Below are 22,261 nucleotides of genomic sequence, written 5' to 3'. Positions count from 1 at the left end.
GGGGGTGGGGCGAGCGCTCTCGGGGGGAACGATGGACTATTCGTCCGTCCTGCGGTTCCGCTGGAACTGCGAGGACTGCGGCGCGTCGGCGGACGACGAGACGTACATGGCCGTCGACGCCGACGCGCGGCCGGATCTGGTCGAGAAGGTCATCGCCGGAGAGATCCCGGCGGTCACGTGTCCGGCCTGCGCGAAAAGGACCCGCCGGGGCGTTCCGCTGCTCGTGTACGGCAGCCGCTCCGTGCCGCAGCTGTTCTTCTTCTGCCCGCCGGACTCCTCGGCCACGGCCGACGAGGCGAACCGGAAGACCTATGTGGACGCCCTCCTGGACCGGCTCGGCCCGGTCAGCGCCGAGGAGGCGGAGGAGTTCGGCAGCGTCTGCCTGCCCTTCGATGCGGCGTCCGTCTTCCTGCGCTCCTACGTGTCGGACGACCTCCCGGCCGACGAGTCGGGCTCGTTCCTCGCCAAGTCCGGGGACGGGCCGCCACCGGCGCGGGTGCTGGAGGTCCTCGCCCGGATCGCCGCGACGTGGCCGCCCGGCCTCGGCCGGTCCGTCACCCACGGACCGCTCGTCGACGAGCTCGTGCGCCTGGCCGAGCAGGGCCTCGACCTGCTCGGCGACGGCGACGCCCACCCGGACCTGCGGGCCACCCTCCGGATGTGCCTGGGCCAGGTCCTGTGCGCCATGCGCCGCGAAGGCGACGTGATCGACGTCGAACGCGGCATCGGGCTGCTGCTCCGCGCGGCCCGCGGCCTCACCGACGACGAGGACTCCACGGCCCGGGCCGTCGCCCACCTCGAAGTGGGGCGCGCCTACGGCCGGCGGGCCATCGGCGACTTCCGCGCCAACCAGGAGTACGCGACGCGGCATCTGCGCACGGCCCTGGAGGCGGTCACGCCGGAGACGTCCGAGCAGACGTGGGCGCGGGCCCGCACCGAACTGGCGATCGTGCTCATCGAACGGGGCTCCCAGTCGGGCCCCGAGGAGGTCGAAGAGGCCATCGGCCTCCTGGTGCCGGTCGTCGAACGGCTCGACCCCGCCGCCGCCCCATACCTGTGGTGCGACGCCCAGAGCCTCCTCGCGGGGGCGTACAACGTACGGCAGCAGGGCGACCCGGCCGTGAACCAGGAGCAGGTGATCCGCCTCTACGAGCGCCTCAACGAGGTCGAGTCGGAGGAGACCGACCCCGAGCAGTGGGCCAACACCCAGGCCAGGCTGGCGGTCTCGCTGTGCAAGCGGACCCGCGGGGACCGGCGGGACAACCACCTCCGGGCCCGCGAGCACGCGCTGCGCGCGCTGCGGATCTACGAACGCGTCGGGGACCGCACCGAGGCGTCCAGCACGCGCGACAAGCTGGCCCTCATCGCCCACGCCCTCGGCGAGTACGACGAGGAGGTGCGGCTGCACCGGGCCGCCCTCGCGGACCGCCCCAAGGACAGCACGCCGCAGCTGTGGGCCCGCTCCACGACCAAGCTCGGCGTCGCCCTGCTCCGGCAGGCGGAGCGGGGCGCGACCGGCGATCCGGTGGCCACGGCCCGGCGGGGCCTGCGCCATGTGCGGGAGGCCGTCGACGCCTACGAAGGACTGCCGACCCGGGTGGAACTCGCCCTCGCGCACGGCCAGGTGGCGGACGCCGCCCGGCGCTGCCGTGCCCTCGACCCGACCCGGGAGCCCGAGCTGCGGGCCCTTGAGCTGTCGGCCCTCGAAGCGGCGGTGGACCGGGCGCACGACCGTCCCGAGGTGCTGCGCGAGGTGGCGACGGGCCTCGGGAACGCCCTCGCCGAGCGGGACGACTGGACCCGGGCGAGCGCCGCGTACGGGCAGGCCGTGGCGGCCGACGACGAGCTGTTCCGGTCCTGCCTGGTGAGCGCGTCGCGGGAGCGCCACCTCAGGGCGGCGGGCGATCTGCACCAGCGGGCCGCGTACGCGCTCGCCCGTGCGGGGCGGCTCAGGGACGCGGTGCTGTGCCTGGAGCGGGGCCGGACGCGCACCTTCCATCTGGCGCTGTCACCGGACCGGGCCCAGCTCAAGGAGGTGTCCTGGACGGCCCCGGAGGCGCACGCCGCGTACGTACGGGCCGCCGAGGCCGTCCAGGCCCTCGAATCGCGCAACCGCGAGCTGGGCAGGCCGCGTTCCGCCGCGGGCGACGGACGGCAGGTCGAGGCCGCCGAGTACGAGGTCGGCGAGCTCCTCGGGGAGGCCCGTGCCGCGCTGGCGGCCGCCGTCGCGCGGATCCAGGAACTGCCGGGCATGGAGACCTTCCTCCGGGACACGACGTGGGCCGACGTCCGCGCCGCGGCCCGCCCCGGGGAGCCGCTGTGCTGCGTCGCCTGCGCCCCGGCCGGGAGCGTGTCGCTGCTCGTCCGGCACGGGAGCGACGCCGGGCCGGGACTCGAAGCCGTGTGGTCCCCGCTCACCGCCGGGGAGGCCACCGGCCTGGCCCGGGCGGTCGCCCGGGCCGCGCGCGCCGACGGGCGCGGGCTGCGGCCCCTGCTGGCCCGGCTCGGCAGCCGTCTGGTCGCGCCGCTCGCCGCCGCCCTCGGCCCCGCGGCGGCGGGCGCGACCGTGGTGGCCTGCGGGCCCCTGGCCCACCTCCCGCTGCACGCCGCGACGCTGCCCGCGACCGGCGAACCGCTCCTCGCCACGCACTCCGTGGCCTACGCCCCCTCGGTGCGGCTGCTGCGCGCGGCCCGGCGGCGGGCCGGGGCCGCGCCGTCCGTCCCGGTCCTCGTCGCGGCCTCCGCCTCCGGTGCGGACAGCGGCCTCCTGGCCGCACCGGAGGCGGCGGCGCTCACCCGTCTCTTCGCCGCCGTCGGCGAGGGCCACCACGTGACCCGGGACCTGCTGACCGGCCTGGCCCGCGCGACCCATGTGCACCTGGCCTGCCACGGCGCCTACGACCCCGGCGATCCGCTGGCCTCCGGGCTCGACCTGGACGGCGGCCGCGTCACCCTGGCCGATCTGCTGGACGCCCGGCCCCGGCCGCTGGAGCGCGCCCGGCTCGTGACGCTGTCCGCCTGCGAGTCGGGTCTGGTCGACGCCCGGCTGCCCGACGAGGCGATCGGCCTGCCCACGGGCATCATGCTCGCGGGCGGAGCCGGGGTCGTCTGCACGCAGTGGGAGGCCCGCGACAGCGCAGCCGTCCTGCTGATGCTCGCCTGCTACCGGCGCCTCCTCGGCCTCGACGCCGAGCCGGGCCCCGGCACGGCACCGCCGCCCGGACCGCCCACGCCCGCGCGGGCCCTGCGGGCGGCCCAGCTGTGGCTGCGGTCCGCGCCCCTGTCCGCACTGCTCGCCCTGGACTGGCTTCCCGAGGGGGTCCGGCGCCGCCTGTCGTCCGACGGCGTGCCCGAACGGCCCTTCGCCCACCCCTACTTGTGGGCGCCCTTCGCGCTGGTGGGCACATGAGGCCGCCCCCGCCCGCCCGGGACTTCGCGGAGCTCGAACGGATGCCCGCGTACGCGCGGATCGCTCACCTCCAGCTCGTCGAGCTGCCCCAGCTCCGGCGCACCACCGCCCCCGACACCCTGGGCTATCTGCTCGGCTGCCTCTGTCTGGCCTACGCGGACGAGGAGCGCTACGACGAGGCGATCAGCACCGGAGAGCGGGCCCTGCGGATCGCCACCGAGCAGGCCGCGGCCGACGACGCCCTCCTCGGCCATGTGCGCCTCAACCTGGGCGTGGCCCTCAGCCGGTCCGGTGACCTCGCGCGCGGGCTCGCCTCGTATCTGGAGAGCTGGACGCACTGCCGCCGGGCCGGCGCGCGCGAGACGCTGGTCAAGGCAGGGAGCAACGCCCTGCTCGCCCTGGAGTCCGGGCAGCCCACGGCCGAGCGCGAGCTGGCCTTCCTCCAGGACTGCCGCTCCGTCTTCGCCGCGGCGGGCCTGTGGCCGCAGACGGCGCGCGCCTGCCTGCTGCTGGGCGCGGCCCTCCTCGCCCGGGGGCGGGCGGCGGACGCCGTCGGCGTACTGGACCACGTCCTGGTCCTCACCGAGTCGATGGGCGGGGCCCGCCCGACGCGGCGCGAGGCCGTGCGGCTCCTTCAGGAGGCTGACCACTCGCTCGCTGGCCTGCCGGGCGCACCGGCCCTCGGCCCCGGCGTGCTGTCCCAGGTGTGCGCCCTCGTCGTCGACGGGGTGGAGAGCCTGTGCCGTGACCGGCTCGACCGCGCGGCGACCTGCTTCTCGCGCGCGCTGCTCCTGATGGAGCGGCGCACTCGGGACCCGCAGCGCATGCTCGCCGCCTTCCTCCTGCTGGTGCTCGGCCGCCTGGCCTGGGCCCGCGACGACGAGGCGGCCGCGGCCGAACTCCTCGGCAGGGCCCGGCAGGAGCTGACGAGGATCGGTCGCGCGCAGGGCGACTGGGTGAAGCTGCACGCGCACCTCGGCGACCTGGACGATCTGCGGAAACTGGCGCAAGGTGTGGCCTGGGAGGCCCGACAGGGCGGCACGTCCGGTGGCGGGGGCGGCAGGCGCGGCCGCCGGGCACGGCGAAAGGCGCGTGAATGACCCCGGGCACGGTCCAGCAGCTGGCGATCGTGGTGCTCCTCGTGCTGCCCGGGACCACGTACCTCTTCGCCAGGGAGGGGTTCCTCGGCATCCGGGAGGCCGAGCAGGAGAGCGGCAACCGGATCCTGCGCGCCCTGGGCGTGGGCGTGCTGCTCGACACGGCGTACCTGATGGCCGCCGGGCCGCAGCTCGTCCGGCTGCTGCGGGGCGGCGGGAGGACGGCCCTCGCCGGTGTGGCGGACCGTCCGCGCGCGTTCGGCCTGTGTCTGCTGCTGCTCGCCGTCGCCGTGCCCGCCCTGCTCGCCTGGGCGGAGGCCCGCTGGACGCGGCGGCGGCGAGCGGCCCTGCACGAGCGCACCCCCACGGCGTGGGACGCCCTGTTCCAGGACCGGGGCGCGTGTTTCGTCCGGGTGCGGCTCAAGAGCGGCGGCTGGGCGGGAGGCTGGTACGGCACGCGCTCGCGCGCCTCCGCCTACCCCCGGCCCGGCGACCTCTTCCTGGAATCCCAGTACCGCATGGAGGCCGACGGCGCGTTCGGGCCGCGGCTGCCCGGCACGGGCGGCCTGTACGTACGAGCGAGCGACCTGGACCTCGTGGAGATCTACGAACCACGGCGCCGGACCCGAGGAGACAGCGATGACCCGTCCTGACGTTCCCTCCCGCGACACGGACCGCGGGTCCGTCGAGCCGGACGCACCCGTCGGCCTGGAGGGCCCCGACGAACTCGACGACCTGGGGATCTGGGCGGGGCCGCCGCGCGGCTGCCACCGCCCCAAGGCCGAGGACTGCCCCGAGGAGGAGGCCCTGCCGCCCGACGGCCCGGCCGGGGTCACCCCGGCGGTTCCTGCGGAGCCGCGGGACCCGGAGAGCTGAGGCCGCCCGCGCGGGCACGGCCCGGCCGCGGCAGGCCGTACACGCGCCGGGCCGTGCCCGCGAACACCCGCGCTCGCTCGGCGGCGCTCAGGTCCGCCGTCACCGCCCGTGCCGCGTGGACGACTCGGCCGTACGAGGCGGCGAGCCCGCACACCGGCCAGTCCGAGCCGAACATCAGGCGCCCGGGCCCGAAGGCCTCCAGGACGGTGTCCGCGTAGGGCCTGAGGTCGGCCGTGGTCCAGGCGGTCCAGTCGGCCTCGGTCACCAGGCCGGACAGCTTGCACACGGTGTTCGGCAGGGCCGCGAGGGCGCGCAGCGACGACGCCCAGGGTTCGAGGGCGCCCGAGGCCACGGGCGGTTTGCCCAGGTGGTCGAGGACGAAGGTGAGGTGGGGCAGGCTTGCGGCCGCCTCGGCACACCGCGGCAGCTGGCCCGGGCGCACCACGAGGTCGTACGCGAGGCCCGCGTCCGCCACGGCGGCGAGGCCGCGCCGGGTGTCGGCGCGCAGCAGCCACTCGGGGTCGGGTTCGCTCTGCACCTGGTGGCGGATGCCCACCAGGTGGTGTCCGCCGGGGAGTTCGCGGAGCGCGGCCAGGGTGTCGGCGACGCCGGGCCGGGTGAGGTCCGTCCAGCCGACCACCCCGGCGACGAGGTCGCTGCCCGCCGCGAGGGCCAGGAGCTCCGGGGTCTCCTCGGGCACGGTGACGGTCTGCACGAGGACGGTGGCGGTGACGCCGTGCGCGCGGGCGTGCGGCGCGAGGTCGGCGAGCGTGAAGTCGCGCCGCAGCGGGGCCAGCGCGGGCCCGGTGATCCAGTCCTGGTCGCGCACGGCGAGGTCCCACACGTGGTGATGGGCGTCAACGACCCCTTCTGGAGCGGTGGTCGGCTCCTCGTCCCGTTGCGTCACGGCAGCTCCTCCCCCGGTACGGGCACGTGCGGCGGCAGCAGGCCCTCGGCCCGCACCTGGGCCCAGAAGGCGGCGGGCACGTCCACGGCGAACTGCGCCACGGCGTCGCGGACCTGGTCGGGGTCGTGGACGCCGACGAGCACGCTCGTCACGGCCGGGTGCCCGAACGGGAAGGCAAGGGCCGCGGCGCGCAGCCCGACGCCGTGCCGGGCGGCGACCCGCCGCAGCCGCCGGGCGCGGTCGAGCAGCGCGGGCGACGCCTGCGCGTAGTCGAAGCGGGCCCCGTCCCGGGGGTCGGCGAGGAGGCCGGAGTTGAAGACGCCCCCGATGACGACGGACACGCCGCGCTCGTGCGCGGCGGGCAGCAGCGCGGGCAGCGCCGTCTGGTCGAGGAGGGTGTAGCGGCCCGCGCACAGCACGGCGTCGACGTCCGTGTCGCGGACGAAGCGCGTGAGCATCCCGGCCTGGTTCATGCCCGCGCCGATCGCGCCCACGACGCCTTCGGCGCGCAGCCGCTCCAGGGCCGGATAGCCCTCGTGGAAGGCCTGTTCGCCGTGGTCGTCGGGGTCGTGGAGGTAGACGACGTCCACGCGGTCGAGGCCGAGCCGGGTCAGGCTCGACTCCAGGGAGCGGCGCACCCCGTCCGCGCTGAAGTCCCAGCGGCGGCGGTGCGCGGCGGGCACGGCGAAGCCGCCGTCGGCCAGGTCGTCGCTGCGCACGGGCCCGGTGACCGGCTCCAGGAGCCGCCCCACCTTGGTGGAGAGCGTGTACGCGTCCCGGGGGCGCCCGCGCAGGGCCGCGCCGAGCCGCCGTTCGGACAGGCCGAGGCCGTAGTGCGGGGCCGTGTCGAAGGAGCGCAGGCCCGCGTCCCAGGCCGCCTCCAGGGCGCGGGCGGCGGTCTCGTCGGCGACCGGCGCGTAGAGGTTGCCGAGGCCCGCGCCGCCGAGGGACAGCTCGCCGACGGCGACCGTGCCGCGGCCGAGGCGGCGGGTGCGCGGGCCGCTCACCGGGGGGCCGCCGGCCTCAGCCGCAGGCCCTGCATCCCGCCGTCCACGGCGAGGGCCGTGCCGGTGGTGGCGCCGGACAGGGGGCTCGCCAGATACGCGATGGCCGCCGCGACCTCCTCGGCGCGCACCAGACGGCCGGTGGGCTGGCGCGCGGCCAGGGCGGTGCGCTCGGCGGCCGGGTCGGGGGCGGCGTCGAGCAGCCGGGCGACCCACGGGGTGTCCACGGTGCCGGGGTTGACGCAGTTCACCCGGATGCCCTCGCGGACGTGGTCGGCGGCCATGGCGAGCGTGAGGGAGAGCACGGCGCCCTTGGACGCCGAGTACAGGGCGCGCTGCGGGAGTCCCGCGGTGGCGGCGATGGAGCAGGTGTTGACGATCGCCGCGTGCGCGGAGCGGCGCAGGTGCGGCAGGGCGGCGCGGGTCACGCGGACCAGGCCGACGACGTTGACGTCGAGGACGGCGTGCCACTGGGCGTCGTCGTGGTCGGCCACGGTGCCCTGCGCGCCGATGCCCGCGTTGTTGACGAGGACGTCCAGGCCGCCGAGTTCGGCGGCGGCCGCCGCGACCGCGGCCCGTACCGCCGTGTCGTCGGTGACGTCGGCGGTGTACGCGCGCAGCGGCTCGGGCACGCCGCCGGGGTCACGGTCGAGCACGGCGACGCGGGCGCCGCGGGCGGCGAGGAGGTCGGCGGTGGCCCGGCCGATGCCGGAGGCGCCCCCGGTGACCAGGGCGCGCGTTCCCTCGAAGTCCGTCATGCGGCTGCTCCCTTCCGCCGGGCGCGGTCGGCGGCCCAGAACGCTCCGTCGGGGTAGGTGAAGCGGGCGATGGACTCGGCGCGCATCGTCGCCGAGAAGCCGGGGGCGGTGGGCGCGGCGTAGTGTCCGGCGCGTACCTCGACGGGGTCGGTGAAGTGCTCGTGGAGGTGGTCGACGTACTCGATGACGCGGTTCTCGGTGGTGCCGGACAGGGCCACGTAGTCGAACATCGACAGGTGCTGGACGAGTTCGCACAGGCCGACGCCGCCCGCGTGCGGGCACACCGGCACGCCGAAGCGGGCGGCGAGCAGCAGGATGGCGAGGTTCTCGTTGACGCCGCCGACGCGGGCCGCGTCGATCTGGAGGACGTCGACGGCGTCCGCCTGGAGCAGCTGTTTGAACACGATGCGGTTCTGCACGTGTTCGCCGGTGGCCACTTTCACGGGCGCGACGGCGTCGCGGATCGCGGCGTGCGCGAGGACGTCGTCGGGGCTGGTGGGCTCCTCCACCCAGTACGGGTCGAACTCGGCGAGGGCGCGGGTCCAGCGCACCGCCTCGTCGCGGTTCCAGCGCTGGTTGGCGTCGAGGGCGAGGCGGATGCCGGGGCCGATGGCGGCGCGGGCGGCGCGGCAGCGGCGGACGTCGTCGGCGAGGTCGGCGCCGACCTTGAGCTTGATCTGGGTGAAGCCGTCGGCGACGGCCTGGCGGGCGAGCCGGGTGAGCTTCTCGTCGCTGTAGCCGAGCCAGCCGGGCGAGGTGGTGTAGCCGGGGTAGCCGTGCTCGCGCAGCCGGGCCTCGCGCCGTCGTGCGCCGTCGCGGCCCGCGCGCAGGAGCGCGAGGGCGTCCTCGGGCGTGAGCGCGTCGGCGATGTAACGGAAGTCGACCTGGGAGACGAGCCAGGCCGGGTCCGCGTCGGCGAGCAGCTTCCACAGCGGCTGCGCGGCGCGCTTGGCGGCCAGGTCCCAGACGGCGTTGACGACGGCGCCGATGGCCATGTGCATCACGCCCTTCTCGGGGCCGAGCCAGCGCAGTTGGCTGTCCCCGACCAGGTCGCGGTGGAGGGTGCCCGGGTCGGCGCAGAGCGCGTCCAGGGAGCGCCCGACGACATGGGCGCGCAGCGCGTCGACGGCGGCGACCTGGACGTCGTTGCCGCGCCCGATGGTGAAGGTGAAGCCGTGTCCTTCGTAGCCGTCCTCGGCGTCGGTGCGCAGGACGACGTAGGCGGCCGAGTAGTCGGGGTCGGGGTTCATCGCGTCGGACCCGTCGAGCTCCCGCGAGGTGGGGAACCGTATGTCGTACGTGTCGACCGCCGTGACGCGGCGGGGAGTCGGGGACACAGAAGGCCTTTCCGGAAGGGAGGCGGGGATGCGGCGGCTCAGTCCTGTGCGCGGCCCGTGGTGACGCGGGCGATCATCAGGGCGACGAGGATGATCCCGCCGTAGATGGCCTGGATCCAGAAGGACGGCACCTGGGCGAGCGTCAGCAGGTTCTGGACGACGCCGAGCAGCAGGACGCCGGTGAGCGCGCCGACCATGGTGCCCTTGCCGCCTTCCAGGCCGATGCCGCCGATGACCGCGGCGGCGAACACCGTGAAGATCATGTTCTGGCCCTGGTTGGCGTTGATGGCGCCGACGTAGCCGGTCTGCATCAGGCCGCCGACGGCGGCCAGCGTCCCGGCGACGACGAACACGCCGAGCATGACGCGCTCCACGCGGATGCCCGCGGCGCGGGCCGCGTCCGCGTTGCCGCCGATCGCGTACAGGGCGCGGCCGACCCGGTGGTATTTCAGGACGAGCCCGGTGGCACCGAACGCGGCCGCCGCGATCCACACGGAGACCGGCACGGTCAGGAAGGTCGAGGTGGCGAGGGTGAAGAAGGACTCCGGCATGCCGAAGAGCGTCTTGCCCTCGGTGGCGCCGACGAGCACGCCGCGCAGCACGATCAGCATCGCCAGCGTCACGATGAAGGCGTTGAGCTTCAGCTTCACCACGAGGAGGCCGTTGAAGGCGCCGATCGCCGCGCCCACCAGGACGATCGCGAGCAGCCCGACGGCGGCGGGCAGTTCGGCGCCGAACCCGGCCTGGGCGGCGGGCAGGACGAGCAGCGCGCCCACGGCGGGCGCGATGCCGACGACCGACTCCAGGGAGAGGTCGAACTTCCCGGTGATGAGGACGAGGGACTCGGCGAGGACGACCATCGCGAGCGCCGCGGACGCGCCGAGGACGGAGATGAGGTTCCGCTCGGTCAGGAACGAGTCGTTGACGAAGGCGCCGAGCACCATGAGCAGCAACAGGGCGGGGAGCAGGGCGAGTTCGCGGGCGCGGCGCAGCAGGGCGGCCTTGGCCGCGCGGGGCTCCACGGCCCGCGGGGAAGCGGGCGCGGGTGTCGTGGCGTCGGCCGTGTCGGTCACGGGGGTGTCAGCCGTGTTGGTCACGGGCCACTCCTTCGATGGAGGCGATCAGCTCGTGGTCGTGCCAGCCCGCCGGGTGCTCGGCCACGACGCGGCCGTGGAAGAGGACGAGGACGCGGTCGCAGCGGCGCAGGTCGTCGAGTTCGTCGGAGACGACGAGCACGGCGGTGCCGTCCTCGCGGGCCCGGTCGACGCGGGCGAGCAGGGACTCCTTGGACTTCACGTCGACGCCCGCGGTGGGGTTGATGAGGACGAGCAGACGCGGCTCGGAGGCCAGGGCCCTGGCCATGACGACCTTCTGCGCGTTGCCGCCGGAGAGGTCGGAGACGGGCTGGTCGGGGCCCTCGGCGTGGATGTCGAGCCGCTCGATGAGCTCGCGGGCGACGCCGCGCTTGCGGTCGGTGGAGACGAAGCCGAGGCGGCCGAGCCGGCCGAGGACGCTCAGGGTGGCGTTGTCGCCGATCGACAGGGAGAAGACCAGGCCCTCACCGTGCCGGTCGCGGGGTACGCAGCCGACCCCGGCGCGCAGCGCGGCGGGCACGTCGCCGAAGGGCAGCGGGGCGCCGTCGAGGGTGGCGCTGCCGCCGGTCGGGGTGTGCAGGCCCGCGAAGGACTCGGCCAGGTTGACCTTCCCGCTGCCGCTGGACCCGGCGAGCCCCACGACCTCGCCGCGGCGCACGGTGAGGTCGACCTCGGCGTACGACGGGCTGGTGAGGCCGCGCACGTCCAGCAGCACGGGTGCCTCGTCGGGGACCCCGGGCACGGCTCGGGTCCCGTTCTCGGGGAGTGCCTCGCCCGCCATGGCCTCCACGAGGGCGGCGCGCGGCAGGTCGGCGACGGGCGCGGTGGTGATCCAGCGGGCGTCGCGCAGCACGGTGACGGCCTGGCACACCTCGTACACCTCTTGCAGGTGGTGCGAGATGAACAGGAAGGTGACGCCCGCCTCCTGGAGCGCGCGCATGCGGGTGAAGAGCCGCTCGATCTCGCGGTTGTCGAGCTGCGCGGTCGGCTCGTCGAGGACGATGAACCGCGCCCCGAAGCTCAGGGCGCGGGCGATCTCGACCATCTGCCGGTCCTCGACCTTCAGGTCGGCGGTACGGGTCGCGGGGTCGACGCGCACGTCCCAGGTGCGCAGCACGTCGGCGGCCTCGGCCCGCAGGCGGCGCCAGCTGATGAGTCCGGCGCGGCCCCGCGGCTGCCGGTTGATCAAGAGGTTCTCGGCGACGGTCAGTTCGGGGACGACGGTGGGCTTCTGGTAGACGCAGGCGACCTTGCGGCGCCAGGCGTCGCGGTCGGCGAGCGGCGGCGCGGGCTCGCCGTCGAAGAGGACGCTGCCCGCGTCCGGGGCCTGGAGGCCGGTGAGGAGGGAGACGAGGGTGGACTTGCCCGCGCCGTTGCGGCCGACGAGGGCGTGGGACTCCCCGGCCCGGACGGTGAGCCGGCCGTCCTGGAGGGCCACGGTGGGTCCGTAGCGCTTGACGACGCCGCAGGCCTCAACGAGGGGCGGGGCGCCGCGCGGACGCGGTGCGCTCGATGGGTTCTGCGTGCTCGGCGTGTTCATCGGGCCGCGTTGCCCCACAGCTCGGCGTCGTCGACGTTCTTCCGCGTGACGAGCGGCGCGGGCAGCTGGTCCTCCAGATTGCCGCCGGGCAGCTTCACGATGGTCGAGCCGTGGTCGGTCGGGCCCGGTGAGAACGTCTTCCCGTTCATCGCGGCCTTGATGTAGTACATGCCGTACTTCGCGTACGCGTCGGCGGGCTGCGAGACGGTGGCGTCGATCTGGCCCTTGCGGATCGCGTCGAACTCCTGCGGGATCCCGTCGTTGGACACGACGGTGATGTGCCCCTTCTCGCCCGCCTTCTTCAGCATCCCCTTGGACTTGAGGGTCTGGAGCGTGGGCGCGAGGTAGACGCCGCCCGCCTGGAGGTAGACGCCCTTGAGGTCGGGGTGGGAGTTCAGCAGGGTGTCCAGCTTGGACGCGGCGGTGTCCGACTCCCACTTGGCGGGGATCTCCAGGACCTTCAGCCGGGGGTACTTGTCCTTGACGCAGGCGCGGAACGCCTCGGAGCGGTCGCGTCCGTTGACGGACGCGAGATCGCCCATGATCTGCGCGACCTTGCCGCTGCGGATCTTCTCGCCCAGGTAGTCGCAGGCCTTGCGGCCGTACGCGACGTTGTCGGCGCGGACGACCATCGCGACCCTGCCCTTCTCCGGGGCGACGTCCACGGCGACGACGGGCACGCCCTTGCGCTCGGCCTGGTCGAGCCCGGCGGAGACCGCGGCGCTGTCGAGCGGAGCCACGACGAGGCCCTTCACGCCCTGGTTGAGCTGGTTGTTGATGTCGGTGATCTGCTGCGAGGGGTCGCTGTTGGAGTTCACGGTCTTGAGCGCGTCGACGTCCTCGGACTTCGCCATCTTCGGTACGTAGTCGTTGTACGACTGCCAGAACGGCGAGGTGAGCAGCGGCAGGATGACCCCCACCTTGCCCTCTCCCCCGCCGCCCGCTCCCCCGGTGTCCTTGGTGCTGCCGCAGGCCGCGAGGGCCAGGGCGGCGCAGGCGGCCGCCGCGGTGGCGCCGAGCGCCCGCGACCGCCGGGCCCTGCCGGTGGTGTTCCGCACTGTGCTGCCGACCATCTGACGGCTCCTCATCGGGCGGGGTCGAGTGGTACCGGGTCATCGAGCGGGTCCGCGTGGTGCCGAGCGGGACCGGGCCGCGGTTCAGCGGCGGATGGGCGACATACTTATCAGACCACTTGGGCGGCACAACACCCCTCGTCGCCAACTTCTCCCGCATTCCGGCCGTAGTGGTCGGACCACATTGCTCGCTACACTGCCCGGCACCCGGCCAGTGGATGAAGGAGCGTCACGTGAACCAGGCCCCGCAGAGCGCCGTGCCCGCGCAGAAGGGCACCGTGACGCAGCGGGCCATCGAGCAGATCAAGGCGATGATCGCGGAAGGGCTCCTGGAGCCGGGCCAGCGCCTGCCCACCGAACGGGACCTGGCCGCCCAGCTGGGCATCTCGCGCAGCTCCATGCGCGAGGCCATCCGGGCCCTGACGGTGCTCGGCGTCCTGGAGGCGCGGCACGGATCGGGCATCTACGTCACGCAGTTGGAGGCCGGTGACCTCCTGGAGACCTTCGGCGTGGTCGCGGACCTGTCCCGCGGGCCGCGCCTGGTGGAGCTCCTCGAAGTGCGCCGCGTCCTGGAGTCCACGGCCACGGCCCTGGCGGCCGCGCGCATCACGTCCGACCGGCTGGCCGAGGTGGAGGAGCACCTGGCGGCGATGAACGCCACCGACGACCCCGAGGAGATCCTCTCCCACGACCTGGCCTTCCACCGGGCGATCGCCCTGGCGGCGGGCAACGACACGATGGCCGCGATCCTCGAAGGCCTGTCGTCGCGCACCTTCCGGGCCCGGGTGTGGCGCGGCTACCAGGAGGAGGGCGCCTTCGAGCGCACCCGGCGCGAGCACGACCGCATCCACCGGGCCCTGGTGGCCCGCGACCCGGAGGCGGCACGGGCGGCGGCGGCCGCGCACGTGGGGGAGGTGGAGGCGTGGCTGCGGGGGCAGTACGAGCGCTGACCCGTCTCACGCTCACGGCGGGCCGGGCCCCCTTCGGCGGCGGCCTCAGTCCACGTCGACGTCGTCGAACAGCTCCAGCATCCGCGTGAGGACGTGCACGCACGCCGTCACGTCGGCGTCGGTGATGTCGCCGCGCACCTGCCGCAGCACGGCGCGCTCGCGCGCCACCGCGGCCGCGATCGCCGACTCCCCCTCCCCGGTGAGCCGGATCAGGGACGACCGGCGGTGCGCGGGGTTCGGGGTGACCCCGACCAGGCCGCGCGCGGCCGCGTCGTTCACCGTGCGCTGGACGAACTGACGGCTCAGCGACTGGGCGCGCCCCATCTGGGGCACGGTCATCGGGCCGTTCCTGTGCAGCAGGTCCAGGACCGCGCGCACGCCGACGGAGAGGCCCTCGATCGGCTCGGCCCGCTCCACCGTGCGCTGTGTGCGCCGGTACAACGGGCCCACCAGGTCGAACACTTCGGTGAGCCGACCGGCGAGGGCGTCGGGGTCGAGGGGCTCGCCGGGGCTGCGCTGCTCATCACTCACCCCCGCATCATGACACCTCGGTTGCCATCCCAGCGCCAACATGACACCTTGGTTGTCATGACTGACGCTTCTGCTCCGTACGAGGCGGACGGCTCCGGCCTGCACGCGTTCACGACCGACGACGGCACGCTCGCCTACCGCGACACCGGCTCCGGCGATCCGCTGGTCCTGCTCCACGGGGGCTTCCTCGACCACCGCATGTGGGCCGCCCAGATCGACGTCTTCGCCCGGCACCACCGGGTCATCGCGCCGGACGTGCGCGGCCACGGGCGGTCCGCGAACGCGACCGTGCCGTTCCGCCAGACCGACGACCTGGCCGCGCTCCTGCGCCACCTCGGCGTCGGCCCCGCGGTCGTCGTCGGCCTGTCGATGGGCGCGGGCATCGCGGTCGACACCGCGCTCGAACACCCGGACCTGGTCAGCGCCCTCGTGGTCTGCGGCGCGGGCACCAGCGAGCCGGAGTTCACACACCCCTGGGTCCTGGCCATCCAGGCCGAGTGGGCGCGCGCCGCGGCCGCCGGGGACGCCGCGGCCTTCACCGACGCGACCATGCTGTTCGCGGCGGGCCCGCACCGCTCGCTCGACGACGTCGACCAGGACGTCGTACGCCGTCTGCGGGAGATGACGGAGCACACCGTCGCCAAGCACAGCGGCGCCGAGGCCTCCCTGCTCGCGCCCGTCACCGACACCTGGGCGCGGGCCGCGGAGCTGCCCTTCCCGCTCCTGGCCGTCACCGGCGACCTCGACACCTCCGACAACATCGCCATGGCCCACCGCCTGGCCCACTCCATGCGCCACGGCCGCACGGCGACGATCCCGGGCACCGCGCACTACCCGAACATGGAGCGGCCCGAGGCCTTCAACGAGCTGCTGCGCGACTTCCTCGCGGCGGCGTGCTGACCGCCGCCGCCCGCGCCTGTTCTCCCCGTTCAGGGCGCGGGCGGCGGCTCGCACACGCGGTGCGGGGCGTGGCCCGTCAGGCCCGCCGCACCCGCAGCGTCACCAGCTCGAACGGCCGCAGCGACACGGCGATCGCGCTCCCGTCGCGCTCCGGCGCCTCCGCACCGGCCAGGGGCCGCTCCAGGAGGTCGGTCACGTCCACGCCCGCCGCCTCGAAGCCGAGGCGCAGCGTGGTGCGGGCCCGGCCGCCCCGCGCCTCGTGGAAGCGGATCACGACGTCACCGCTGCCGTCGTCGGCGAGCTTGACGGCCGTGACGACGACGGCGTCGTCGTCCACGCCCACCAGCGGCGCGACCTCCGCCGCGCCCCCGGTGACCCGCCGCTCCGGCAGATTGATCCGGTAGCCCTCGCGGACCGCGTCGACGATGCCCGCGCCGGGCGCGAGCGCGTGCCGGAAGCGGTGGACGCCCTGGTCGGTCTCGGGGTCGGGGAAGCGGGGCGCGCGCAGCAGCGACACGCGCACCGTGGTGGTCGTCCCTGCGTCCGCGTCCCGCACGGTACGGGTCACGTCGTGGCCGTACGTGGAGTCGTTGACGAGGGCGACGCCCCAGCCGGGCTCCTCCACGTGCACGAAGCGGTGGTTGCAGGCCTCGAACTTCGCGGCCTCCCAGCTGGTGTTGGTGTGGGTCGGCCGGTGGAAGTGCCCGAACTGCGTCTCGGACGCGTACCGCTCGGCGTGCACGTCCAGCGGGAAGGCCAGCTTGAGGAACTTCTCCGTCTCGTGCCAGTCCACCTCGGTGTCGATGTCGAGGCGCCGCCCGCCCGGGGCGAGGGTCAGGACCTGCGTCATCCGCGAATCCCCGAAGCGGCGCTCGACCCGCACGGACGCGCCGTCGCCGGGGGTGACGGCCTCGGCCTCGGTGAGGTCGGTGACGGTGTGGCGGTAGAACTCGTCGACGTCCCACGCGTCCCACATGTTCGGGAAGTCGGCGTGCAGCTGCGGCAGGTTCAGGGCCTGCCCCGGCGCGACCGTCTCCCGTCCCGACACCAGGTCGTAGGCGGAGACCACGAGCCCACGGGCGTCGATCTCGACCCGCAGCAGGCCGTTGTCCAGGACGTAGCCGCCGTCGGCGCGGGCGGCGATCCCCGACTGGCCGTCGGCCACCGGGGCGTGGGCGCCGCCCGCGGGGACACCGGCGCGGACGTGCGGCGCGGAGTTGAACACGAGGGTGCGCCCGCCCTCGCCCGCGAGCGCCCGCTGCGCCGCGTCGATGATCGCGTTCAGGTCGTCCGCCACGGCCGCGTACGTCGCCCGCGCCTCGCGGTGCACCCAGGCGATCGACGAGCCGGGCAGGATGTCGTGGAACTGGTGGAGCAGGACCGTCTTCCAGATGCGGTCCAACTCCTCGTAAGGGTACGGGAATCCGGCGCGCACGGCGGCCGTCGCCGCCCACAGCTCGGCCTCGCGCAGGAGGTGCTCGCTGCGGCGGTTGCCCTGCTTGGTGCCCGCCTGGCTGGTGAGCGTCGCGCGGTGCAGCTCCAGATAGAGCTCGCCGACCCACACCGGCGCGTTCGGGTACTCCGCCTCGGCCTTCTCGAAGAACTCCGCCGGGGTCTCCCAGCGCACGGTCGGCGAGCCCTCCAGGTTCCGCAGCCGGGCCACCTTCGCGATCATCTCGCGGGTCGTGCCGCCGCCCCCGTCGCCCCAGCCGACCGGGGCGAGGGAGTGCCGGGCCACACCCTTGTCCTTGAAGTTCCGCGCGGCGTGCGCGATCTCGCTGCCCTTCACCGCGCAGTTGTAGGTGTCGACGGGCGGGAAGTGCGTGAAGATCCGGGTGCCGTCGATGCCCTCCCACTGGAAGGTGTGGTGCGGGAACTTGTTGGTCTGCGACCAGGAGATCTTCTGGGTGAGCAGCCACTTCGACCCGGCGGCCTTGATGATCTGCGGGAGGCCCGCGGCGAAGCCGAAGGTGTCCGGCAGCCACGCCTCGTCGTTCTCGACCCCGAACTCATCGATGAAGAAGCGCTTGCCGTGCACGAACTGCCGGGCCATCGCCTCCGAGCCCGGCATGTTCGTGTCGGACTCCACCCACATGCCGCCCGCCGGTACGAACCGTCCTTCGGCGACTGCCTTCTTCACCCGCGCCCACACCTCGGGCCGGTGTTCCTTCACCCACGCCCACTGCTGCGCCTGCGACATGGAGAAGACGAAGTCCGGGTCGTCGTCGAGCAGGCCCGTCATGTTGGAGGTGGTCCGCGCCACCTTCCGTACGGTCTCGCGCAGCGGCCACAGCCACGCCGAGTCGATGTGGGCGTGGCCGACGGCGCTGATGCGGTGCGCGGAGTCGTGCGCGGGCGCGGCGAGGACGCCCTCGAGGCGGGCGCGGGCGGCGGCGGCCGTGCCGTTCACGTCCTGGAGGTCCACGGCGTCGAGCGCGCGGTCGACCGCCCGCAGGACCTCGTGGCGGCGGCCCGAGTCCTCGGGCAGCTCCTGCATCAGCTCGCCCAGGACCTCCAGGTCCATGACGAGCCCCCACACCGTCTCGTCGAACACGGCGAGGTCCATGCGCTCCAGGCGGTACTGCGGCTCGCTGCCCGCGGTGTCCTTGTCGCCGAGCTGCGTGGGCAGGAAGGGGTGGTAGTCGAGGATGACCGGGTTGGACGCGGCCTCGACACGCAGGTCCACGCTCTCGCCGCCCTCGGCCGGGGAGGCGATCCGCACCCACTGGTTGCGGGGGTTGAGGCCCTTCACCGGGGTGCCGTCGGGCCGGTAGACGAGGCCCTCGCACTGGAACCCGGGCATGTTCTCGTCGAAGCCGAGGTCGAGGACCGCCTCCACCGTGCGGCCCGCCCAGGCGGCCGGGACGGTCCCGGTGACGTGGAACCAGCTGGTGCCCCAGGGGGCGCCCCAGCGGGCCCCCACCTCGATGGGCTCGGGGGTGGCGGCGAGGCCTTCGGCCACGGGTACCGGTTCGCCCGGGGCGTTCCAGACGGCCACGGTCAGGGGGACGGACTCGGGGTAGACGGCGGGCCGTATGCGCTCGTCCAGAACGCGCTTGAGCCGGCCTTCTACGAGCTTGCGGTCGTCGTGCATGAGGGGTGTCTCCAAAGGTCGCGCGTGAGTGGCTGAGGCTGGTGGCCCTGCCGGGGGCTCCCCAAGCCCGCCCCTTCCCGATGTTCCAGAGTGACACTTCTGGAGTGGTCGGGTCATGGCGGTATCTACGCAGGTCAGGGACGCACGGCAAGGCTTGCTCTCCACGGAGAGCATGGAGAACACCACCACATCTGTAAAGGATCTGCCTACTGAGACCCTGCGCGGTGTCCGCTGCATCCGTCTGTCCGTCCGTACGGATGAGACGACGAGCCCGGAGCGGCAGCGCGAGGCCGACGACCTAGCGGCGGCGGCCCTCGGTATCGAGTTCGGCGAGGGTGCCGCCCTGCGGGAAGCGGTCGACCTGGACGTGTCCGCGTCCCTGGTCGGCCCCTTCGACCGTCCGCAGCTCGGTGGATGGCTCACGCGTCCGGATGACTTTGACGCCCTGGTGTTCTGGCGCTTTGACCGTGCCATCCGGGACATGGACGACATGCACGAGCTTGCCAAGTGGGCACGCAGGCACCGCAAGATGATCGTCTTTGCCGAGGGTATCGGCGGGGGTCGGCTCGTGTTCGACTTCCGCAACCCCATGGACCCCATGGGGCAGCTCATGATGCTCATGCTGGCCTTTGCCGCTCAGGTCGAGTCGCAGAGCATCAAGGACCGCGTCGCCGGGGCCCAGGCAGCCATGCGGAAGATGCCGTTGCGGTGGAGGGGCGGCGGCAAGCCCGCATACGGCTACCTGCCCGCTGCAATGCCCGCCGAGCACGGCGGCGTGGGCTGGACCCTGGTCCCGGACCCGTACGCGGTCACGATCATTGAACGCATCATCGCTGAGCTGATGGACGGCCGAGGACTGCACAGCATCGCGCGCGCCCTCAACGCGGATGGCGTGCTGTCCCCCTCCGCACACTGGACCGCCTACCAGGAACGCACCAAGAAGCGCACCACGGTGGCCACGGACCAGCCCGTGAAGAAGCCCGCGCAGTGGCGTGCGCAGACCATCGAGAAGATGCTGACCAACCCCGCACTCATGGGGTGGAAGATGCACCGCGGCAAGCCCGTGCGCGACGATGCGGGCAACCCCGTCATGGCCACCACATCCCCCATCTTCAGCCGCGAAGAGTTCGACCAGGTCGCCGCACTGCTCACCCCCAAGCCGATCACGGAGAAGGCACCCGAGCGCAAGGACTCCACGGCGCTGTTGCTGCGGGTCGCCCACTGCAACGGGTGCGGCGAGCGGATGTACCTGAACCGGTCCTCGGGCACCTACCGGTGCTCGTCGTACAAGTACGGGACGCACTGCCCCGCCCCGTGCACTGTGCGCGCCGTATGGGTCGACGACTACGTGACCGACGAGTTCCTGAAGGCTGCGGGACAGGTGCAGATCAACCGCGTCATCGAGATACCGGGCTATGACCCGCAGCCCGAGATAGACGCGACGGCGGCAGAGTTCGCCGAGCACCAGAAGCAAGAGGGACGCCAGAAGTCCAAGACCGCGAAAGCCGAGTGGCAGCGCCGTGCGGATGCCCTTGACGCCCGGTTGGCAGAGCTGGAGTCCCGGGAGAAGCGCGAGCCCCGCCGCAGCGTCGTCCCCACCGGCCGCACCTACGCCGACGACTGGAACGAGGGCGACACCGCAGCACGCCGCGCCATGCTCATCGACGCGGGAGCACGCCTGATGGTCAAGCCGGGCAGCAAGGGCGGATGGCGACGGCTCGACCTACGCCGCGTCGAATTCACCATCACGGGAGAGCTGGACCCCGCCATTGCCGAGCTTGCGACCGTCACGGCGGACGACGAGTCCGAAGCACGGAACGACGCGCCCCCGGCTCCCGGCAGCGCGGTGCGCCTCGCCGAGCCCGAGCCCGTACACACACACGCCGAGCCCACCACGAGCCCCGTGCGTGTGCACCCCGAGCCCGACCCTGCCCCTGCCCCTGCCCCTGCCCCTGCCCCTGCCCCTGCCCCTGGCGAGCCCACGCGCGAACTGGTCGCCGCGTAGCCGTGCCGTAGGCCTGAGGTTGTCCCGGCGGTCCCTGCCGACTGCCGGGGCTCTCGGCTGCCCCGGTACAGTCCCTGAGCGGTTAGGTATCCGGTTGTATGCGGTGCAGTACAGCTAACCGCGAGAGCCCCGGTCGGTCCCCGTGACTGCCCGGGGCTTTCCGCTGCCCGCCCTCGGTTCCCTCGCGCGCTCGGGGCAGCTCGACAGCGGGGCGAGGGGTGATGGAGTGACGGTTTACACCACTTTTTTGGAACGCATAGAAAAAATCCAAGAAAAGAGAGACCGGTACCTCAAACGGCACTCCGCCACCGCTTCGCAGCGGCCGGGCAAGGCTTGCTCTCCACTAAGGAGTAGAGGGCAGGGCATCCCGCTCATCCGAAACGGCAGGCAAGGTCTGCTCTCCACTAAGGAGTAGGAGGGGAAGCCCGCTCGGTCGAAACAGGGCGGGCAAGGCTTGCTCTCCACTGACAACTGAGAGCGGGATTACCGCGCACCCGCCCTACAGGGGGACACACGGCGGACTGAGTGTCCGCTCTCGGTGACAAGCGCTGTTCATGCACCACGCACCCCGCGTTACTCGGGGTGGCCGCGGGGGTCGTGAGGCAGCGCGCGGGGGCCGTACCGCCCATCAGTAACCCACTCGTCCGCGAGTGCGCCGAACGGGGTTGGAAGCCCGTACGGCCCCCACAACGTCCAGACCGGCCCGAGCCGGCGAGGACGACCATGCCCGCTGACCCAACGGCTAGAGGTGCGCGGTACCGGCCCCCCTCGGGGAGACCCGGAAGCAACCCGCAGAGTTCCCCGGTTCGAGTCCGGGGGCGGGCACTCCACCACAACGACGACCAGGCGGTGACCCATGACCCCATGCATTGAGTGCCCCAACACGGCAACTCGCCGCGGACGCTGCGACGTTCACGACGCACAACACCAGAACCGTCCCTCGGTTCGCTCCCGACGTTCACGCGGTAGGCGCCGAGCGAGACGCCATGATGCGGCGGCGCGGCTCCGTGCACGGATACAGGAGCGCGGTCACGCCTGGTGTGACTGGTGCATGGGCGACTTCCCCGCGGATGCGGTGGACGTGGACCACGTGCGGCCCCTCGCGATGGGGGGCACGGACACGGCGGGCAACGTTCAGGTGCTGTGCCGGGGCTGCCACCATCTCAAGACCCGTACGGAGTTCGGGGCCGCGAGCGTCGCCGGGTAGAGACGCCACCCCGCCCGGACCTTGACCAGGCTCGCGCGGGGCGGGAGCGGCGTGGTGCGCTCCTTAGCCCGATTCTTCCGTTCCACCCTTTGACTTGCCCAGCTCTTTAAAGAGGTAATGGCAGGATGCGATCGAGTGGTGCAGAGTTTCCAACCCAAGGATGGGGCTCGCGTAGTAAATCTGCTTCGTTTCCGCTGACTTAGTCGCAGCGGCGGAGGGCCCTATCGTGTAGCTGCCCACAGCGACACCTGTGCTGTTCATGACGACAATCTCAGCGGGAATTTTTGTACCGCCGCTCATCACTAGCATGGGTTCCCCATTGCGATAAAGCAGCGACAGTACGCTCAGTTCTTTGGGATCAACTTGACTGGCTGGGATTAGGGGAAGTTTCGCAGTTCCTGGCTTCGCTGCCTTATCGGGCATGTTCCCTCCGCGTTAGCCGGGTGCTTTGGAGCGATCGATGACACGCTACTCATCCA

18 protein-coding genes are annotated in these 22,261 nt (G+C 73.3%); 8 read left to right on the top strand and 10 right to left on the bottom strand.

Annotated features, from left to right (window positions below; translation table 11 throughout):
* The first annotated feature begins 31 nt into the window (after positions 1-31).
* From MQV74_RS34925 to MQV74_RS34910, 4 genes are read left to right on the top strand one after another with little or no spacing between them, the layout of a single operon-like run.
* Positions 32-3,409: a CHAT domain-containing protein gene (locus MQV74_RS34925; RefSeq protein WP_242727028.1), complete on the top strand. Its 3,378-nt coding sequence runs from the start codon at positions 32-34 to the stop codon at positions 3,407-3,409.
* Positions 3,406-4,509, top strand: coding sequence for a tetratricopeptide repeat protein (locus MQV74_RS34920; RefSeq protein ID WP_242727025.1), 1,104 nt, complete (start codon positions 3,406-3,408; stop codon positions 4,507-4,509). The genes MQV74_RS34925 and MQV74_RS34920 overlap by 4 nt, the downstream gene beginning before the upstream one ends.
* On the top strand, positions 4,506-5,159 hold the full coding sequence (locus MQV74_RS34915) for a DUF6338 family protein (protein WP_242727023.1): 654 nt from the start codon (positions 4,506-4,508) through the stop codon (positions 5,157-5,159). Before MQV74_RS34920 ends, MQV74_RS34915 begins: the two co-directional genes overlap by 4 nt.
* Entirely contained in the window at positions 5,146-5,382 is a 237-nt protein-coding gene (locus tag MQV74_RS34910; protein ID WP_242727021.1) for a hypothetical protein, read from the top strand. Before MQV74_RS34915 ends, MQV74_RS34910 begins: the two co-directional genes overlap by 14 nt.
* On the opposite strand, the gene MQV74_RS34905 is transcribed toward MQV74_RS34910, so the two are convergent.
* Genes MQV74_RS34905 through MQV74_RS34875 form a run of 7 tightly spaced genes read right to left on the bottom strand, consistent with a single transcriptional unit; the run spans position 5,339 to position 13,095 of the window.
* Positions 5,339-6,289 (bottom strand): amidohydrolase family protein, encoded by a 951-nt coding sequence (locus MQV74_RS34905; RefSeq protein ID WP_242727019.1) that lies wholly within the window; start codon positions 6,287-6,289, stop codon positions 5,339-5,341. The two genes, MQV74_RS34910 and MQV74_RS34905, sit on opposite strands and share 44 nt — an antisense overlap.
* Positions 6,286-7,296: an aldo/keto reductase gene (locus tag MQV74_RS34900; RefSeq protein WP_242727018.1), complete on the bottom strand. Its 1,011-nt coding sequence runs from the start codon at positions 7,294-7,296 to the stop codon at positions 6,286-6,288. Before MQV74_RS34900 ends, MQV74_RS34905 begins: the two co-directional genes overlap by 4 nt.
* Positions 7,293-8,051: an SDR family NAD(P)-dependent oxidoreductase gene (locus MQV74_RS34895; protein ID WP_242727015.1), complete on the bottom strand. Its 759-nt coding sequence runs from the start codon at positions 8,049-8,051 to the stop codon at positions 7,293-7,295. The genes MQV74_RS34900 and MQV74_RS34895 overlap by 4 nt, the downstream gene beginning before the upstream one ends.
* On the bottom strand, positions 8,048-9,388 hold the full coding sequence (locus tag MQV74_RS34890; protein WP_242727012.1) for an enolase C-terminal domain-like protein: 1,341 nt from the start codon (positions 9,386-9,388) through the stop codon (positions 8,048-8,050). The genes MQV74_RS34895 and MQV74_RS34890 overlap by 4 nt, the downstream gene beginning before the upstream one ends.
* A 38-nt stretch (positions 9,389-9,426) precedes the next feature.
* Positions 9,427-10,485, bottom strand: a complete 1,059-nt coding sequence (locus MQV74_RS34885) for an ABC transporter permease (RefSeq protein ID WP_374120733.1) — start codon at positions 10,483-10,485, stop codon at positions 9,427-9,429.
* On the bottom strand, positions 10,469-12,022 hold the full coding sequence (locus MQV74_RS34880) for a sugar ABC transporter ATP-binding protein (RefSeq protein ID WP_242727010.1): 1,554 nt from the start codon (positions 12,020-12,022) through the stop codon (positions 10,469-10,471). The genes MQV74_RS34885 and MQV74_RS34880 overlap by 17 nt, the downstream gene beginning before the upstream one ends.
* On the bottom strand, positions 12,019-13,095 hold the full coding sequence (locus tag MQV74_RS34875; protein WP_242727008.1) for a sugar ABC transporter substrate-binding protein: 1,077 nt from the start codon (positions 13,093-13,095) through the stop codon (positions 12,019-12,021). Before MQV74_RS34875 ends, MQV74_RS34880 begins: the two co-directional genes overlap by 4 nt.
* A 218-nt stretch (positions 13,096-13,313) precedes the next feature.
* Here MQV74_RS34875 and MQV74_RS34870 point away from each other — a divergent pair, with 218 nt between their 5' ends.
* Positions 13,314-14,045, top strand: a complete 732-nt coding sequence (locus tag MQV74_RS34870) for a FadR/GntR family transcriptional regulator (RefSeq protein ID WP_242727006.1) — start codon at positions 13,314-13,316, stop codon at positions 14,043-14,045.
* A gap of 45 nt (positions 14,046-14,090) precedes the next feature.
* Here the strand turns inward: MQV74_RS34870 and MQV74_RS34865 are convergent, their stop codons facing one another.
* A complete protein-coding gene (locus tag MQV74_RS34865) occupies positions 14,091-14,576 on the bottom strand; it encodes a MarR family winged helix-turn-helix transcriptional regulator (protein WP_242727003.1) in 486 nt (161 codons plus the stop codon).
* A 57-nt stretch (positions 14,577-14,633) separates the two neighbouring features.
* On the opposite strand from MQV74_RS34865, the gene MQV74_RS34860 reads away from it, so the two are divergent.
* Positions 14,634-15,476: an alpha/beta fold hydrolase gene (locus MQV74_RS34860; protein WP_242727001.1), complete on the top strand. Its 843-nt coding sequence runs from the start codon at positions 14,634-14,636 to the stop codon at positions 15,474-15,476.
* Between the two features lie 76 nt (positions 15,477-15,552).
* Here the strand turns inward: MQV74_RS34860 and MQV74_RS34855 are convergent, their stop codons facing one another.
* Positions 15,553-18,570, bottom strand: coding sequence for an alpha-mannosidase (locus MQV74_RS34855; RefSeq protein ID WP_242726998.1), 3,018 nt, complete (start codon positions 18,568-18,570; stop codon positions 15,553-15,555).
* A gap of 172 nt (positions 18,571-18,742) precedes the next feature.
* Between MQV74_RS34855 and MQV74_RS34850 the strand changes: the two genes are divergently transcribed.
* Both MQV74_RS34850 and MQV74_RS34845 read left to right on the top strand, forming a co-directional pair.
* A complete protein-coding gene (locus MQV74_RS34850) occupies positions 18,743-20,575 on the top strand; it encodes a recombinase family protein (RefSeq protein WP_242726996.1) in 1,833 nt (610 codons plus the stop codon).
* A 1,051-nt stretch (positions 20,576-21,626) separates the two neighbouring features.
* Positions 21,627-21,782, top strand: coding sequence for an HNH endonuclease (locus MQV74_RS34845; protein WP_242726993.1), 156 nt, complete (start codon positions 21,627-21,629; stop codon positions 21,780-21,782).
* A gap of 63 nt (positions 21,783-21,845) precedes the next feature.
* Here MQV74_RS34845 and MQV74_RS34840 read toward each other — a convergent pair whose 3' ends face one another.
* Positions 21,846-22,205: a hypothetical protein gene (locus MQV74_RS34840; protein ID WP_242726991.1), complete on the bottom strand. Its 360-nt coding sequence runs from the start codon at positions 22,203-22,205 to the stop codon at positions 21,846-21,848.
* Positions 22,206-22,261 lie beyond the last annotated feature (56 nt).

It is taken from the genome of Streptomyces sp. AN091965, from assembly GCF_022698285.1.
GTDB lineage: Bacteria > Actinomycetota > Actinomycetes > Streptomycetales > Streptomycetaceae > Streptomyces.
This window is presented reverse-complemented; position numbering and strand designations above follow the sequence as displayed.